Raw genomic sequence first — 15,833 nt, forward strand, 5'->3', positions numbered from 1 at the left:
TGGCTCAGGCGAGCCTGTCAGCCAGCGCCACCAGGTACTCGGTGGTGCCCCCGTCGATCTTCACGGTCGCTCGCGAGTCGCCCTTGGTGACGCCGCGGTTGATCACGACGATCGGCAGCCTGCGCCGCCGCGCCTGCTCGATGAGCCGGATGCCTGTGTTGACCACGAGCGACGAGCCCGCGACCAGTAGCGCGTCGGACGACGCGATGAGCGCCTTCGCCTCGTCGAAGCGGTCGACGGGCACGAACTCGCCGAAGAAGACCACATCGGGCTTGAGCGGGCCGCCGCAGACCGTGCAGTCGGGCACGACGAAGTTCTCGACGTCGGTGACCTCGGCATCGCCGTCGGGGTTGATCACCACCGCCTCGGGCTTCGCGAGCCACGGGTTCGCCGCATCGATGCGGGCTGCGATGTCGGGCCGGGCGAACACCTGCCCGCAGTTCAGGCACACCACGCGGTCCATGGTGCCGTGCAGCGGCACCACGCGGCGCGACCCGGCGCGCACGTGCAGACCGTCGACGTTCTGAGTGACGACGCCCGACACCAGACCGCGCGCCTCGAGCTCGGCGAGAGCCCGATGGCCGTCATTCGGGCGGGCGGCGTCGAACAGGCTGTAGCCGAGGTGCGAGCCCGCCCAGTAGCGCTGCCGGGCGCGGGGCGAGGCGAGGAACTGCTCGATCGTCATCGGGTTGCGCTTCGGGGCCCCGGCGCCGCGGTAGTCGGGAATGCCGGAATCCGTGCTCACCCCGGCGCCCGTCAGCACCGTGATCGTTCGCCCGGCGAGCGCGTCGACGGCGGCGTCGAGCAGGGTGTCGGACTCGGTCTCGAGCATCACGGCGCACCTCCTCGCTGTTACTCAAAATGCTACGGGCAAGATGTTTCCTATGGATGTCCGCCGGATCGACGACCTCGACGACCCCGCCCTCGCCGATTACTCGAAGCTCACCGACGTCGCCCTGCGCCGCGTCACCGAGCCGGCCGGCGGCCTGTACCTCGCCGAGTCGACGAAGGTCATCGCCCGCGCCCTCGAGGCGGGCCACCGGCCGCGCTCGGTCCTCGTGCAGGAGCAGTGGCTGGGCGATGTGGCGCCGCTGCTCGCGGGATTCCCCGACGTGCCCGTCTTCGTCGGCGACGCGCCGCTGCTCGAGCGGCTCACCGGCTACCACCTGCACCGGGGCGCGCTCGCGGCCATGCATCGGCCCACCCTGCCGAGCGTGCCCGAGGTGCTGAGGGATGCCCGGCGCGTGGTCGTCCTCGACGGGCTGGTCGATCACACCAACGTCGGGGCGATCTTCCGCTCGGTGGCAGGACTCGGTGCGGACGCCGTGCTCGTCACCCCCACCTGCGCAGACCCCCTCTACCGCCGCAGCGTGCGCGTCTCGATGGGAACGGTGCTCCAGGTGCCATGGACGCGGCTTCCGGATTGGAAGGACGGCGCCGCCGAACTGCTGCACGCAAGCGGATTCCACATCGCCGCCCTGGCTCTCGCCGAGGACGCGGTGACGCTCGACCGCTTCGCCGCTGCCGCGCCCGAACGCGTCGCGCTTGTGATGGGGGCAGAGGGCGACGGGCTGGGGCGGCGCGCGCTGGCATCCGCCGACACGGTCGTCACGATCCCCATGCTGCACGGCGTCGACTCGCTGAACGTCGCCTCGGCGAGCGCCGTGGCGCTGTGGGCTCTGCGCTGATTCCTGGGCGCAGGCCGTAGCATCGTACGTCGTGAACCTCGCCCTCGACGTCGAACCCGAACCCGGCGTCGGCACGACGAGCGAGGGCGCGAAGAAGGCCCCGCGCGGCCGTCGCCGCGACGCCATCGCCGCCATCGGCTCGGTGGGTGTCGCGACGCTGGCGGCCATCGCGTACGTGGCCGCGAGCCTGATGCATCCCCTGCCGGCAACGGCCGCGGTCGTGCCCGCCGACGCGGTCGCCTCCATCGAGACGGCGCCGGTCGCGCCCGCGTGGCCGGCCGAGGGCGGTGCCGCCATCGCCCTCGAGGGCCAGCCCGGGCTGCTCGGCAGCACGGGCAGCGACGCGAGCGTTCCGATCGCGAGCATCACGAAGACCATCACGGCGCTCGTGCTGCTGCAGAAATACCCGGTGACGACGAGCAACCCGGGGCCGGCGATCGCGTTCGACCAGCACGACGTCGACATCCTGCACCAGGTGTGGTCAGAGGGCGGCTCGTGGGCGACCGTCGAGGCAGGCGAGAAGCTGAACCTCACGCAGGCGATGACGGTGATGATGCTCGAGAGCGCCAACAACTATGCGCGCTCGCTCGCCGAGTGGTCGTACGGCTCGCAGCAGAAGTTCGTGGATGCCGCCAACGCGTGGCTCAAGAGAAATGGGTTCACCCACACCCACATGACCGACCCCTCGGGGTTCGATCCCGGCAGCGTGAGCAACATGACCGACCTGGTCGGCATCGGCGAGCTCGCGATCGCGAACCCGGTGCTCGCCAAGATCGTGAGCACCTCGTCGACGACGCTTCCGACCCTCGGCACGATCAAGAACACCGACCCACTCATCGGGCACGGGGGCATCAAGGGCGTCAAGACGGGCTACACCGAACAGGCGGGGCACTGCCTGCTGTTCGCCGCCGAGGTCACCGTCAACGGCACGAGCCGCACCCTGGTGGGCGTCATGATCGGCCAGCCCAGCTATGCGGCGCTGTGGAGCGGTGTCCCCAAACTGATCGCGAGCTACGAGAAGGCGTTCCACCGGGTCGACCTGACGAACGCCGGGAAGACCGTCTACGCGACGTACTCGACGCCGTGGGGCGCGTCGACGCGGCTCCTGGCCGCCACGCAGCCGAGCGTCGAGATCTACTCGGCGAGCTCGGTCGCCGTGAAGGTGACCACCGACAAGCTCACCACGGCCGACGCGAAAGACGTCGCCGGGACCGTCACCTTCAGCTACGGAAGCAAGAAGGTCGTCGCCGACCTCGTGACCGAGCGCGCGCTCGCCGCACCCGACGCCTGGTGGAGGCTCACGCACCCCCAGGTCGTCTTCGGCTGGCAGGACCTGCCCGTCTGGCGCGACCTGTTCGACAAGCGCAGTCTGCTCGGCTCGTAGCCCCGCTCGCGGGGCCCGGGGCCGGGTTTCAGCCGCGCTCTTCGACGTCCGCCATCGACTCGGCGATCGGCACCAGCGGGGCGAGCGCGGGGCGCTTCGGCGGCAGGCCGTCGCCGCTCGAGACGTGCTTGATGCGGCGCACGACCCACGGCCACGCGTACTCCTTCGCCCACTGCAGGTCCTGCGCACGGGCCTCGCGCCAGGTGCGCGGCGGCACGGGTGCCGGGGTCAGCACGGGCAGGTCGTTGGGCACGCCGAGCGTGCGCAGCACCATGCGCGCGACCGCCTGATGGCCGAGGGGCGACATGTGCAGGCGGTCGATCGACCACATCCGCTGGTCCTGGATCTCTCTCAGCGACCACTGATCGGCGACGAGGCATCCGTATTTCGCCGCGATCTCGCGCACGTCCTCGTTGTACACCGCGACCTTGCCTCTGAGCGCCTTGAACGTGCCCGACCAGCCGACGTCGACCCCGGTGAACACGACGATCGTCGCGCCGGTCGTCGCGAGCCGCGCGATGATCTGCTCGAAGATGCGGGCGATCTCGTCGGGGTCGGTGCCGGGGCGGATCACGTCGTTCCCGCCCGCCGAGATCGTGATGAGGTCGGGCTGCAGCCGCACGGCGGGCTCGACCTGGTCGGCGAGGATCTGGCGCACCAGCTTCCCGCGCACGGCGAGATTGGCGTAGGCGAATTCGGATGCCTGAGCCGCGGCCTGCGCAGAGAGCACTTCCGCGACCCGGTCGGCCCAGCCGCGGAACCCGTCGGCGGCGTCGGGGTAAGGGTCGCCCAAGCCCTCGGTGAAGCTGTCGCCGAGCGCCACATATCGGGTGAAAGTAGATAGTTCGGGCATGTTAAATAGTTTGCCACCGATGTGCGCACCGTGTCTGGCGCGCCCGTGGGGGACACGCCCGGCGGTGTCGGTGCCTCTTGTTAGCATCGCATCCGCATGTCTGATTCGGCTATCTCTGCGCTACCCGACGAGCTGCCCGACCCGGGCGCGGCTTCCGGCGAATCGAGCACGCACACGCCGGGCACCTTCGCCGCCGAGCACCTGTCGCCGGCGTTCCCGGCGCGCGCACCGTGGGGAACGGCCACCCGGCTGCGCGCCTGGCAGCAGGAGGCGCTCGACGAGTACTTCCGCACCGAGCCGCGCGACTTCCTCGCGTCGGCGACGCCCGGCGCGGGCAAGACGACCTTCGCGCTGCGCCTCGCGACCGAGCTGCTCGGCCGCCGCACCGTCGACCGCATCGTCGTCGTCGCCCCGACCGATCACCTGAAGCGTCAGTGGGCAGAGGCGGCCGCGCGCGTCGGCATCCACCTCGATGCCGAGTTCAAGAACGCGCACCGGCGCTTCGCCCGCCACTACCGCGGCATCGCCGTCACCTATGCGCAGGTCGCCGCGAAGGCGTCGCTGCACAAAGAGATCGTCGAAGACGCGCGCACCCTCGTGATCCTCGACGAGGTGCACCACGGCGGCGACGCGCTCTCGTGGGGCGACGCCGTGCGCGAGGCCTTCGAGCGCGCCACCCGGCGGCTGTCGCTGACGGGAACGCCGTTCCGCAGCGACACCGCGCCGATTCCGTTCGTCACCTATCTGCCCGACGCCAAGGGCATCCGCACCTCGCTCACCGACTACAACTACGGCTACGGGCGGGCGCTCGCCGACGGCGTCGTGCGGCCCGTGCTGTTCATGGTCTATGCGGGGCACATGCGCTGGCGCACCCGCGCCGGCGAAGAGATGGAGGCGCGGCTCGGCGAGGGCAACACCAAAGACGTCACCTCGCAGGCGTGGCGCACCGCCCTCGACCCCGAGGGCGACTGGATCCCCGCCGTGTTCTCGGCCGCGACGCGCCGCCTCGACGAGGTCAGGCAGCAGATCCCGGACGCGGGCGGGCTGGTCATCGCGACCGACAAGGAGCAGGCCCGGGCGTATGCCGCGATCCTCGACCGCATGACGGGCGAGAAGACCACCGTCGTGCTCTCCGACGAAAAGGAGGCCTCTGACCGCATCAGCGCGTTCGCGGCATCCGATTCGAAGTGGATGGTCGCGGTGCGCATGGTGTCAGAGGGCGTCGACGTGCCACGCCTCGCCGTCGGCGTCTATGCGACCAACTCGTCGACGCCGCTGTTCTTCGCGCAGGCGATCGGGCGCTTCGTGCGCGCTCGGCGGCGCGGCGAGACCGCCTCGGTGTTCCTGCCCGACGTCGAGCCGCTGATCGCGCTCGCCGGCGCGCTCGAGCTCGAGCGCGACCACGCCCTCGACCGCGACATCTCGTCGGAAGAGGGGGACCTGTACAACCCCGAAGACGCGATGATGCAGGCCGCCGAGAAGGACGACAAGGCGTCGGACTCGCTCGAGGGCGAGTTCTCGTACCAGGCGCTCGGCTCACACGCGGCGTTCGACCGGGTGCTGTTCGACGGCGAGGACTACGGCGGCTACGCCGAGCCCGAGACCGAAGAGGAGCTCGACTTCATCGGCATCCCGGGCATCTTGGAGCCCGAGCAGGTGCACGAGCTGCTGATGCACCGGCAGGCGCGGCAGTCGAAGCGCGCCGCATCGCGGCCGGCGCCTTCCCCCGAGGAGCCGCCGTCGCCGGCCAAGCCCTTGCCGCTGTACCGCACGCTCAAAGAGCAGCGCTCGCTGCTCAACTCCCTCGTCGGGCTGTATGCGAAGGCATCCGATCAGCCTCATGGCCTCGTGCACGCCGAGCTGCGCCGCATCTGCGGCGGGCCCCCCGTGGCGAAGGCGTCGATGACGCAGCTCGAGGCGCGCATCCAGCTGCTGCGGAAGCGCCTGGGGCACACCCACTAATCTCGCCTCATGAGCGAGGACGCGCGCCCCGACAGCTTGAATCGCCCCGGGGAATCGGATGCCCAGCGCTACGACCGCAACTGGCAGGACATCCTGCAGGAGCTGCGCGTCACCCAGACCGGAAACCAGATCCTCACGGGCTTCCTGCTCGCGCTCGCGTTCCAGCAGCGCTTCACGCAGCTTCCGACGCTCGGCATCGTGGTGTACCTGATCCTCGTGGGGCTCGCGTGCGCATCGACGCTTCTCGCCCTCGCGCCCGTGTCGCTGCACCGCTGGCTGTTCCAGCATCACGCCAAGAAGGAGGCGGTGCTGATCAGCAACCGCATCCTGCGCGTGACGCTCTTCGCCGTCGCGCTGCTGATCGTCGGCGTCGCGCTCTTCCTCTTCTACTTCGTGATCTCGCTCACGGCGGGCATCGTCGCGGCGGCGGTCGCGGCGGTGGTGATCATCGGCCTCTGGGTGGTGCTGCCCCTCGACGTGCTGCGCCGAGAGGCGCAGGAGACCCGCGAGTCGCGCGGGCAGACGAGGTGATCGACCACCGCTCATGCGGCGTTCCCCGCGCGGCGTTCTCCTGCGCCGCTTTTCCTCCGCATCTCACATTGTCGCGGGCGGAGGAAATGCCTTCCTGGTCAGAACCGCCTCGTCGCGAAGGCGAGATCGATGAAGCGCAGCTCGTCGCGCGGGACCACCGCCGTCACGCAGCTGGCATCGTCGAGCGCGACGCCGACCCCGTACACATCGGGGTCCGTGTCGATGCGGATGCCTGACCGCTCGTACCCGTTCACGAGCAGCGTCACGCCGTGCTCCGCATGGCGCTCGTCGACGGGGCTGTCGAGCTCGCCGGGGCCGCCGTCTCCACCTGCGCCGCGCACGCGGGTGGCGCGGAAGCCGTTCATCAGGATGTGGTTCACGTGCGCGGCGAGCTGCGCCGGGGCGGCGTCGTGGGCGCTCGGCTCCGCGTTCCAGTGCGTCGTCACGGCCTCCCACAGCAGGGGGTAGCGCATGCGGCGCACGCGCTCGAGCAGCCATGCGGGCCGGTCCCACGGCACGTCCTCGCCGAGCTCGACGCGCAGCGCATCATCGAGCTCGGCGAGGTTCCGCGGGTCGTCGATGTTGTGCGGGTTCCGCCACAGCGTGTAGCTGATCGACACCGCGCACGAATAGAGCTCGCCGTCGTGGCCGCTGCTGGCGATGCCGAACGCGTCCCAGTCCTCGAGGTGGCGCTGCGGCACGAGGCCGAGCACCGGCACAGGCATCCGCTTGACCTGCTCGATGATCTCGAGAGCCGGGTCCGGCGCATCGGACCCGAGATGCCCGCGGAAGTGCATGCGGACAGTCTGGCGCTGCCCGCGCGCTGCGTCACCCGAAGTCGCGAGACTTCGTCTTCGCCGCGAGCGGCAGCCGCTCGAGCTTGTCGGCGACGATGCTGACGACCCCCTCCGGGCTGCGCTCGAGGATGCCGCGCACGACCATCGCCGGCGCCTCGCGCGCCACGCGGCGATACTTCTGCCACACCCCGACCGACACGATCACGTTGACGAGGCCCGTCTCGTCTTCGAGGTTCACGAAGGTGATGCCGGATGCCGTCGCCGGCCGCTGCCTGTGCGTGACGACGCCCCCGACCTGCACCCTGCTGCCGGGGTCCGCCGTCATGAGGTCGGCGGCCGAGAGCACGCCCCCGCCCCGAAGCAGCTCGCGTACGTGCCTGATGGGGTGGTCGCCCGGCGCGACCCCCGTCGCCCACAGGTCGTAGACGACCTGCTCGGCCGGGCTCAGGATCGGCAGCAGCGGCGGCTGCACCACGACGGCGGTGCCCGGCAGGTAGTCGCGGCGCTCGCGCGACGCGGAGCCCGCCTGCCACACCGCCTCGCGGCGCGTGAGCCCGAGCGACTCGAACGCGCCGGCCGCTGCCAGCGACTCGAGCTGCGTCGCGTTCAGCCCCACCCGGCGCGCGAGATCGTGCAGGTCGGCGAAGGGGGCGAGCGCGCGCTCGGCGACGATCCGCTCGGCGACCGCCTCACCGATCGAGTTCACCTCGGCGAGGCCGAGCCTGACGGCGAAGTTCCCGTCGCGGCGGTGCGCGGCCGACTCGTCGGGAGCCTTCGGGTCGAAGGGAGTCGTCTCGTCGAGCACGTCGGGGTCGCCGGAGCCCGTCGCGTGCCAGTGCAGGCACTCGTCCATTCCTGTGGGGGGCGCCGCGGGCGAGGCATCCGTCATCGCCCCTGAATCGAGCGGCTCCAGATCGGCGTGCACGTTCGACCGCATCAGGTCGACGTTCAGCACCGTCACCCCGTGGCGCACCGCGTCGCCCGTGAGCGACTGGGCCGAGTAGAAGCCCATCGGCTGGGCGCGCAGCAGCCCCGCGAGGAACGCGGCGGGGTAGTGCAGCTTGAGCCACGAGCTCGCATAGACGAGCAGCGCGAAGCTCAGCGAGTGGCTCTCGGCGAAGCCGAAGCCGGCGAAGGCCTCGATCTTCTCGTAGATGCTCTCGGCGTCGTGGCCCGTGATGCCGTTCTCGGCCATGCCGGCGAAGAGCTTCGCGCGCAGCGTGTCGATCTTCTCGACGCCGCGCTTCGAGCCCATCGCGCGCCGCAGCTGGTCGGCGTCGGCGGCGGTGCACCCGCCGACCGCCATCGCCATCTGCATGATCTGCTCTTGGAAGAGCGGGATGCCGAGGGTGCGGCACAGCACCGGCTCGAGCTTCGGGTGCAGATAGGTCACCGGCTCGGCGCCCGTGCGGCGCCGGATGTACGGGTGAACCGCCCCGCCCTGGATCGGCCCCGGCCTGATCAGCGCCACCTCGATCACGAGGTCGTAGAACCGCCGCGGCTTGAGGCGGGGAAGCGTGCCGAGCTGGGCGCGCGATTCGACCTGGAACACCCCGATCGCGTCTGCACGGCAGAGCATGTCGTAGACGGCGGGCTCTTCCTTCGGCAGGGTCGCGAGCGTCCAGTGCTCGCCGACGCGGTTCTGCACGAGGTCGAGCATGTACTGCATCGCCTCGAGCATGCCGAGCCCCAGCAGGTCGAACTTCACGAGCCCCATCCACTCGATGTCGTTCTTGTCCCACTGCAGCACGGTGCGCCCGTCCATGCGGGCGTGCTCGATCGGCACGACCTCGCCGATGGGCCGCTCGGTGAGCACCATGCCGCCCGAGTGGATGCCGAGGTGCCGCGGCGCGTGCATGAGCTGCATGGCGAGATCGATGACGGGCTGGGGGATGTCGTGACCGGAGTCCGTCGAGATGTGGGCGCCCCAGCCCTCGACCTGCTTGGTCCACGCGTCCTGCTGGCCGGGGGAGTGCCCGAGCGCCTTCGCCATATCGCGCACCGCCGCCTTGGGCCGATAGCTGATCACATTGGCGACCTGCGCGGCGTTGCGACGGCCGTACTTCCCGAAGACGTACTGGATGACCTCCTCCCGCCGCTTCGAGTCGAAATCGACGTCGATGTCGGGCTCCCCTTCCCGCAGCGACGAGAGGAAGCGCTCGAACGGCAGGTGGTAGAAGATCGCGTCGACGGCCGTGATGCCGAGCACGTAGCAGACCGCCGAGTTCGCCGCCGAGCCGCGCCCTTGGCAGAGGATGCCCCGCTCGCGCGCGAACTGCACGATGTCATGCACGATCAGGAAGTAGCCGGGGAAGTCCTTCTCTTCGATGACGCCGAGCTCGTGGTCGAGCCGCTCGCGGATCTTCTCGATCGGCTCCGGCCGGTTCCCCTCGGGGTACCGCTCGGCGATGCCGAGCTCGACCAGCTCGCGCAGATAGCTCATCGGGGTGTGCCCGGCCGGCACGTTCTGCTGAGGAAGGCGCGGCTTCGCGGTGCGCAGCTCGAAGGCGAGGTCGGATGCCACGTCGACGGCCGTCTCGACCGCCCCGGGGTACCTCGCGAACAGACGCGCCATCTCGGCCCCGCTGCGCAGATGCGCGGCGCCCGCCGCCGGCAGCCAGCCGTCGAGCTCGTCGAGGCTGCGGCGGGCGCGCACCGCGGCGACGGCGGTCGCGAGCGGCCGATCGGCGGGCCTCGCATAGTGCACGTTCCCGGTCGCGACGACGGGCAGCCTGCGCTTCTGGGCGAGCTCGTAGAGCGCGTCGTTGTGGATGCTTGCGAGCGGGTCGCCGTGATCGAACAGCTCGACCAGCACATTGTCGCGGCCGAACAGCTCGATGAGCCGGTCGAGCTCGCGCCCGGCAGCGCCCGGATCGAGCCCCGTCGACGCATCCGCCCCGCCCGTGCCCGCAAGCGCCTGCCGGACCGCGCCCTTTCTGCACCCCGTCAGCACGAGCCAGTGGCCGCCTGCCACGCCCGGCAGCGCGGCGAGGTCGTAGATCGGGCGGCCCTTCTCGGCGCCGCCCGCGAGCTGCGCGTCGGTGATGGCCGCGGCGAGGCGGTGGTAGCCCTCCTGCTTCCGGGCGAGCACGAGCAGGTGCGACCCTTGCGGGTCGGCGACGCCGTTCTGAGGGCCGGTGAGCCCGAGCGAGAGCTCCGCGCCGAACACCGTCGCGACCCGACCCGTGTAGGCCTCGGCCGCCTCAGCCATGCGCACGACGCCGTAGAGCCCGTCGTGGTCGGTGATCGCGAGGGCGGAGAGACGCAGCCGCGCGGCCTCTTCGAGCAGCGACTCGGGGTCGCTCGCGCCGTCGAGGAAGCTGAAGTCGGAGTGCGCGTGCAGCTCGGCGTAGGGCACGTACGGCCCGGTCTCGTAGTCGAGGCGCCGCGGGGTGACCGGCAGCCGCGCCCGGCTCCAGGCGGGGGAGTCGCCGCCGTCTGCGTCCCGATCGGGGCCGCCCGTGGCGCGTCGCCCCGACAGCTTCCGCTCGAACTCGGACCACGGGATCGGCGGGTTGTTGAAGCCCATCAGTCGTATCTCGCTTCCGCGAGCCACGTCTCGCCGTCGAACAGCAGCAGCCAGGCGATGCCGTCGGCGTCGACCACGCTGAAGCGGTGCACGCGCCGTGCCGCCTGCGCGTCCCACCAGCGCTCGTCGACGGTCCACGGGCCGGCCCAGCCGGTGATCGGGCGCGCGAGCCGCAGTGCCTCGGCGTGCGAGCCGATCGGGCGTGCCCCGGGGCCGTACGCGAACAGCGCGGGCTCGCCCAGGGCGAGACCGCGATCGGAGACGGAGACCGGCTCACCGGAATCCGTCAGCAGGGACACCCGCACCCGCGGCAGGAACACCGTCGCGGGCAGCGGGTCGGGCAGGGCGCCCGGCCAGGGCTGCGCCGCCCGCTCGGCCGTTCCCGCGGGGGAGCGGTCGCCCCACGGCACCATCACCTGCCGGTCGTCGAGCAGCCGGCCGCCGCCGAGCGCGGGGGTCACGACGGCGTCGTGCCCGAGCATGCTCTGCACGCGCGAGAGCGCGTGGTGCACGCGCTCGTCGGGCGCGTCGCCCCACAGCCCCTGCTCGTGGTGGTGCGCCGCATCGACGCTCTCCGGCGCGAACACGAGCTGCACGACCGGCGCCTCGAGCGCTCCCGTTCCGGGGCCGACGCCCTGCAGCTGCCACCGCAGCCGGTCGACGAGATCGGCGGCGGTGAACCAGCGCGGGTGCAGCCAGGTGCGCGAGCTCTCGGCGCCGTCCTCCGTCTGGATCGTCACCGTCACGGCCGTCGCCACGAGCTTCGCCTCGGTGAGCCCCGCGATCACGTCGTCTGCGGTCTGCCGGGCGGCGAAGGCGAGCTGGTCGACGCGATCGAGCCCCTCGTCGAAGACGAGTCGGCGCTCGAGCGCCCGCTGCGGCGCCCGCGGCACGACGACCTGCGCGTCACGGCCGGTGACGAGGGCGTGCACCCGCGCGCCCGTCACGCCGAAGCGCTCGACCAGCTCGTCGGCGGCCATGCCGGCGAGCGCCCCGAGCGTGTTCAGCCCGAGGCGCCGGCACAGCGCCGTGAACGCCTCGTCGCCCATGGCCGCGACGGGCAAGGCGGCGAGGAAGGCGGGGGAGCCGCCCTCTGAGACGACGAGGACAGCCCGCTCGGCACTGCCCGTCGATGGATGCCTCGCCGCCTGCTCGGCCGCGAAGGGACCATCGGCCACCCCGGCGCGCGCGTCGGGCACCCCGTGGTCTGCGAGCACACCGAGCAGCACCTCGGCAGCCTCGACCTCACCGCCGTAGTACCGCGCAGGGCCGCGCGAGCGCAGCGCGCACATGCCGGGCCTGATCGGCTGCACCCCGGGCACCGTCTGCTCGACGGCGGCGAGCAGCGGCTCGAAGAACCGCGCGTCGGCCTGCGGGTCGTAGGGCAGCACGACGAGCTCGGGGCAGCGCGCCTGCGCCTCGCGCACCCGCAGCCCGCGCCGCACCCCGGCGGCCCGCGCCGCGGCCGAGCAGGCGAACACGAGCCCCTTCTCGATCAGTGCGATCGCGTCGCCCTCGGCGATCGACGGGTACTTGAGCAGCGCCGCCCGGATCGGCCAGTCGGGGCACCACAGCACGATCGAACGGGTGAGCGCCCCCTGCCCGGCACCCGCACTCATGACACCCGCTCCCAGCGCAGGGCGGGCACGGATGCTGCGGGCTTCGCCTCACGGCCGTAATCACCGGGCAGCCGCAGCTGTGCGACCCGCGGCCGGCCGGAGCGCAGCTCGGAGCGCACCGTGACGAGCCGCTCGCGCGGGTAGCCGTGGCCGCGCCCGATGCCGACCCAGCGGCTCTCGGTCACGGCGAGCGTCGTCTCAGACCCCGGCCAGGCAGGCGCTCCCTCCGGCAGCAGCGAGATCAGCACGGCGCCGCGCTGCCGGAGCCGGGCGGCGAGCTTCGCGGCCTCTGTATCGCTCACCCGGTCGCCGGGCCGCACGACGACGATCGTGAGCGCGTCGGCGAGCGCCGCCGTGACGGGCAGCCAGGCGCGCCCCGGCTCGCGCACGAGCACGAGCCGCCCCAGCTCGATGCCGAAGCGGGCCGCCGCCTCTGCCCCGAACTCGGGAACGCCGACGACCCCGCACCAGGCCCCGTCGGCGCTCGCGGCCGCGAGCAGGCCCATCACGAGCGTCATCGACCCCGCGACCGAATAGACGGAGCCGGCCTGCAGCGCCCCACCGGGCAGCAGCGACAGGAAGGCGGGCAGCGTGGGCAGCGCACGGGTGTCGAGCCGGGTGCGCTCCATTCCCGAGATGCGCGCCTTGAGCTCGCGGATGCGCTCGAGATCGGCCTGCGCCTTCTCGAAGGCGCCACCCGTCTCGATCGTGTTCCGCTGAGCCATCCCCACGCATCCATGTTCGAACTCGCATTCGAACATGTCAAGCCGGGAAAATCCGAACTCATCGAACCTGCCTCGAACACCCAGCTGGCGTCCACCAGGCTTCCACGCGCCTCCGACATCGGGCGAGCGGCGCCGCCAGAATGACACCATGGCACTGCTCGCAGGGGCGACCCGGCGCACCTGGCGCGGCGAAGCGCTCATGGGCGTCACGCTCGCTGCCATGTCGGCCCCCGTGGCGATGGCCTTCGCCCAGTTCGCCGGCCTGCCGCCGGTCGCCGGGCTCTACAGCCTGATCGTGCCCGGCATCGTCTTCGCCTTGTTCGCGGCCACCGGGCGCCTCACGGCCGCCCCCGACGCCGCCGTCGTCGCGCTCCTGGCCGCGACGCTCACCCCGCTCGCGCGCCCGGGAACGAGCGCGTACGCCGAGCTCGCCGCCGCACAGGCGCTCGTCGCAGGCGGCGCCTTCGCCCTCATCACCCTGTTCGGCCTCGGCCGGCTGACGGTGCTGCTGCCGCGCCCCGTGCTGCTCGGATTCGGCGCCGCGGTCGCACTCGATCTGCTCACGCGCGAGATCGCGGCGATGTTCGGCGTCCGGCTGGCGCGGCGGGTGACGGATGCCGCAGCAGACGGCTTCCCGCACCATGCCCGCGCCCTCGTCGCCGGGCTCGGCACGGCGGATGTCTGGGCGATCGCCGTCGCCGCCGGAACGCTCCTCATCCTGCTCCTCGGCCGACGCATCGCCCGGCGGCTGCCGTGGGAGCTCGCCGCCGCCCTCGCCGCCTTCGCGAGCTACCGGGTGTTCGACCTGGGGCCGCGCGGCGTCGCCACCGTCGGCGCGATCGACGGCGGCCGCCCGCCGCTCGGCCTCCCCGCCCTCGCGGCGGGGGACTGGCTCGCCGTCATCCCCGGCGCCCTCGTGATCGCGCTCGCCGCGCTCGCCCTGCATCAGGACGAGGACGCGGGCTACCAGCCCGCCGCGGCGCGCAGCGGCATCGTCTACGGGCTCGCCAATGCGGCGAGCGGCCTCTCGGGCGGCTTCGCGCTCGGCCCCTCGCCGCTGCGCCGCGCCCGCCTCGACGAGCTGCGCTCGACCTCGCAGCTGCCGACACTCGTCGCCGCGCTGCTCGTCCTCGGCGCCGTCGTCTTCGGCGCCGGCTTCCTGGGCGATCTGCCGACGCCGGCCTTCGGCGCCATCGCCGCGGTCGCGACCTGGCCGCTGCTGCGGCTCCGCGACGCCCGCGCGCTCTGGCGCACCACGAAGGGCGAGTTCCTGCTCGCACTGCTCGTGTTCGCGGCCACCCTCGCCTTCGGGCCGCTCTGGGGGCTCGCGGGCGCGGCGGCCATCGGCCTGCTGCGGGTGCTGCGCGCGGCATCCGCCCCGCCCCTCGACGTCATCGACGGCGACGGCCGCCCCATCGCCTCGCTGCGCCGCGGCAGCCCGCCGCCGCGCCCGAGCGCGCCCGGCATCGTCATCGTGCGGCTCGCTGCGCCCGTCGACGCGGCGAGCGCGGGCGCCCTCGCCCGCGGCATCCGACTCGCCGCCTCAGGCGCAGACGCCGGCATCCGCCACCTCGTCCTCGACGGCGAGGCGATCACCGGAATCGACGCGACGGGCGCCGCCGTGCTGCGCACCGCACTGGCCGAGCTCGCCGAGCGCGGCATCTCGGTCGACTACTGCCGGGCGCGCGCCGTGCTGCGCGTCGAGCTCGAGCACCACGGACTGCTCGCCGGAAGCCGGGTGTTCCGCACCTGCCGAGAGGCGCTCGACGAGCTGTCGTGACGCTCCCGCGCCGCGTCGCCCGATAACCTGGCCCAGGCCGCCTGTGACCTTTCTCACAGGGCACCCGAAAGGATCCCCGCGTGAATCTGCTGCAAGCGCTCCTCCTCGGAATCGTCGAGGGCATCACCGAGTTCCTGCCCGTCTCGAGCACGGGCCACCTGACGATCGTCGAGAAACTGCTCGGCCTGCAGGTGAACGACAAGGGCGTGACGGCGTTCACCGCGATCATCCAGGTGGGGGCCATCATCGCGGTGATCGTCTACTTCTGGCGCGACATCGTGCGGCTCATCGCCGCCTGGTTCCGCGGCCTCGCCAACCGCAACGCCCGCGGCGCGGACTACCGGCTCGCCTGGTTCGTCATCATCGGCACGATCCCTGTCGGCATCGTCGGGTTCCTCGGCCGCCACTTCATCTCGGGCCCGCTGCGCAACCTCTGGGTGGTGGTGATCGCGCTCGTCGTCTGGAGCGCGGTCATGTGGTTCGCCGAGCGCGTCGCACTCAAGCAGCGCAACGAGCAGAAGATGAATCTGACGGATGCCGTCTTCATCGGCATCGTGCAGTGCTTCAGCCTCGTGCCGGGCGTCTCGCGCTCGGGCGCCACCATCAGCGCCGGCCTGCTGCGCGGCCTCGACCGCGTGGCCGCGACGCGCATCTCGTTCTTCCTCTCCATCCCCGCACTGGTCGCCGCGGGCGGCTTCGAGGCGCTCACCTCGGCGAGCGACATCTCTGCGACCGTCGGGTGGGGGGCGACGGCCGTCGGCACCCTGGTGAGCCTGATCGTCGCGTACGTGTCGATCGCGTGGCTGCTGCGCCTCGTGCAGCGGCACCCCATCAGCGTCTTCATCTGGTACCGCATCGCGGTGGCGGTCGTGATCGCACTGCTGCTCGGCTTCGGCGTGATCAGCGCGACCTGACGCAGGCGCCGCCGTGTCAAGCGGCTCGCGCGCCCGGCGCGAGTTCTCTAG

The 15,833-nt window shown here is 71.9% G+C and carries 12 protein-coding genes; 6 read left to right on the forward strand and 6 right to left on the reverse strand.

Going from position 1 to position 15,833, the window contains the following annotated elements; translation table 11 throughout:
• Positions 1 to 4: 4 nt before the first annotated feature.
• Positions 5 to 832, reverse strand: a complete 828-nt coding sequence (locus ABD716_RS14335; RefSeq protein WP_344778436.1) for a Sir2 family NAD-dependent protein deacetylase — start codon at positions 830 to 832, stop codon at positions 5 to 7.
• A 52-nt stretch (positions 833 to 884) separates the two neighbouring features.
• On the opposite strand from ABD716_RS14335, the gene ABD716_RS14340 reads away from it, so the two are divergent.
• Positions 885 to 1,688 carry a TrmH family RNA methyltransferase gene (locus tag ABD716_RS14340; RefSeq protein ID WP_344778018.1) on the forward strand — a complete coding sequence of 268 codons (804 nt, stop codon included), beginning with the start codon at positions 885 to 887 and terminating at the stop codon, positions 1,686 to 1,688.
• A 31-nt stretch (positions 1,689 to 1,719) separates the two neighbouring features.
• A complete protein-coding gene (locus tag ABD716_RS14345) occupies positions 1,720 to 3,072 on the forward strand; it encodes a D-alanyl-D-alanine carboxypeptidase family protein (RefSeq protein ID WP_344778020.1) in 1,353 nt (450 codons plus the stop codon).
• Positions 3,073 to 3,100: 28 nt separating this feature from the next.
• Here the strand turns inward: ABD716_RS14345 and ABD716_RS14350 are convergent, their stop codons facing one another.
• On the reverse strand, positions 3,101 to 3,925 hold the full coding sequence (locus ABD716_RS14350; RefSeq protein WP_344778022.1) for an SGNH/GDSL hydrolase family protein: 825 nt from the start codon (positions 3,923 to 3,925) through the stop codon (positions 3,101 to 3,103).
• Positions 3,926 to 4,021: 96 nt separating this feature from the next.
• Here ABD716_RS14350 and ABD716_RS14355 point away from each other — a divergent pair, with 96 nt between their 5' ends.
• The gene (locus ABD716_RS14355; RefSeq protein WP_344778024.1) at positions 4,022 to 5,887 is read left to right on the forward strand and encodes a DEAD/DEAH box helicase; all 1,866 of its coding nucleotides are present in this window, start codon (positions 4,022 to 4,024) and stop codon (positions 5,885 to 5,887) included.
• A gap of 9 nt (positions 5,888 to 5,896) precedes the next feature.
• Positions 5,897 to 6,418: a DUF6328 family protein gene (locus tag ABD716_RS14360; protein ID WP_344778026.1), complete on the forward strand. Its 522-nt coding sequence runs from the start codon at positions 5,897 to 5,899 to the stop codon at positions 6,416 to 6,418.
• A 98-nt stretch (positions 6,419 to 6,516) separates the two neighbouring features.
• Here ABD716_RS14360 and ABD716_RS14365 read toward each other — a convergent pair whose 3' ends face one another.
• Genes ABD716_RS14365 through ABD716_RS14380 form a run of 4 tightly spaced genes read right to left on the reverse strand, consistent with a single transcriptional unit; the run spans position 6,517 to position 13,088 of the window.
• Positions 6,517 to 7,215 (reverse strand): hypothetical protein, encoded by a 699-nt coding sequence (locus ABD716_RS14365; RefSeq protein WP_344778028.1) that lies wholly within the window; start codon positions 7,213 to 7,215, stop codon positions 6,517 to 6,519.
• A 31-nt stretch (positions 7,216 to 7,246) separates the two neighbouring features.
• Positions 7,247 to 10,744, reverse strand: a complete 3,498-nt coding sequence (locus ABD716_RS14370; RefSeq protein WP_344778030.1) for an error-prone DNA polymerase — start codon at positions 10,742 to 10,744, stop codon at positions 7,247 to 7,249.
• Positions 10,744 to 12,363 (reverse strand): Y-family DNA polymerase, encoded by a 1,620-nt coding sequence (locus ABD716_RS14375; protein WP_344778032.1) that lies wholly within the window; start codon positions 12,361 to 12,363, stop codon positions 10,744 to 10,746. The genes ABD716_RS14370 and ABD716_RS14375 overlap by 1 nt, the downstream gene beginning before the upstream one ends.
• Complete coding sequence (locus ABD716_RS14380; protein ID WP_344778033.1) at positions 12,360 to 13,088, reverse strand: hypothetical protein; 729 nt, start codon at positions 13,086 to 13,088, stop codon at positions 12,360 to 12,362. Before ABD716_RS14380 ends, ABD716_RS14375 begins: the two co-directional genes overlap by 4 nt.
• A 148-nt stretch (positions 13,089 to 13,236) precedes the next feature.
• On the opposite strand from ABD716_RS14380, the gene ABD716_RS14385 reads away from it, so the two are divergent.
• Positions 13,237 to 14,868, forward strand: a complete 1,632-nt coding sequence (locus tag ABD716_RS14385) for a SulP family inorganic anion transporter (RefSeq protein WP_344778035.1) — start codon at positions 13,237 to 13,239, stop codon at positions 14,866 to 14,868.
• 80 nt (positions 14,869 to 14,948) lie between these two features.
• The gene (locus ABD716_RS14390) at positions 14,949 to 15,782 is read left to right on the forward strand and encodes an undecaprenyl-diphosphate phosphatase (RefSeq protein ID WP_344778037.1); all 834 of its coding nucleotides are present in this window, start codon (positions 14,949 to 14,951) and stop codon (positions 15,780 to 15,782) included.
• The last annotated feature ends 51 nt before the right edge of the window (positions 15,783 to 15,833 follow it).

Origin of the sequence: Gryllotalpicola kribbensis (assembly GCF_039538245.1) — a bacterium.
Taxonomy (GTDB): domain Bacteria; phylum Actinomycetota; class Actinomycetes; order Actinomycetales; family Microbacteriaceae; genus Gryllotalpicola; species Gryllotalpicola kribbensis.

Bases quoted from the DNA above. Each gene is read 5' to 3' on its own strand.
- ABD716_RS14370 (WP_344778030.1), bottom strand. From the start codon at position 10,744: ATGGGCTTCAACAACCCGCCGATCCCGTGGTCCGAGTTCGAGCGGAAG.
- ABD716_RS14380 (WP_344778033.1), bottom strand. From the start codon at position 13,088: ATGGCTCAGCGGAACACGATCGAGACGGGTGGCGCCTTCGAGAAGGCG.
- ABD716_RS14350 (WP_344778022.1), bottom strand. From the start codon at position 3,925: ATGCCCGAACTATCTACTTTCACCCGATATGTGGCGCTCGGCGACAGC.
- ABD716_RS14375 (WP_344778032.1), bottom strand. From the start codon at position 12,363: ATGAGTGCGGGTGCCGGGCAGGGGGCGCTCACCCGTTCGATCGTGCTG.
- ABD716_RS14340 (WP_344778018.1), top strand. From the start codon at position 885: ATGGATGTCCGCCGGATCGACGACCTCGACGACCCCGCCCTCGCCGAT.
- ABD716_RS14385 (WP_344778035.1), top strand. From the start codon at position 13,237: ATGGCACTGCTCGCAGGGGCGACCCGGCGCACCTGGCGCGGCGAAGCG.
- ABD716_RS14335 (WP_344778436.1), bottom strand. From the start codon at position 832: ATGCTCGAGACCGAGTCCGACACCCTGCTCGACGCCGCCGTCGACGCG.
- ABD716_RS14365 (WP_344778028.1), bottom strand. From the start codon at position 7,215: ATGCACTTCCGCGGGCATCTCGGGTCCGATGCGCCGGACCCGGCTCTC.
- ABD716_RS14355 (WP_344778024.1), top strand. From the start codon at position 4,022: ATGTCTGATTCGGCTATCTCTGCGCTACCCGACGAGCTGCCCGACCCG.
- ABD716_RS14360 (WP_344778026.1), top strand. From the start codon at position 5,897: ATGAGCGAGGACGCGCGCCCCGACAGCTTGAATCGCCCCGGGGAATCG.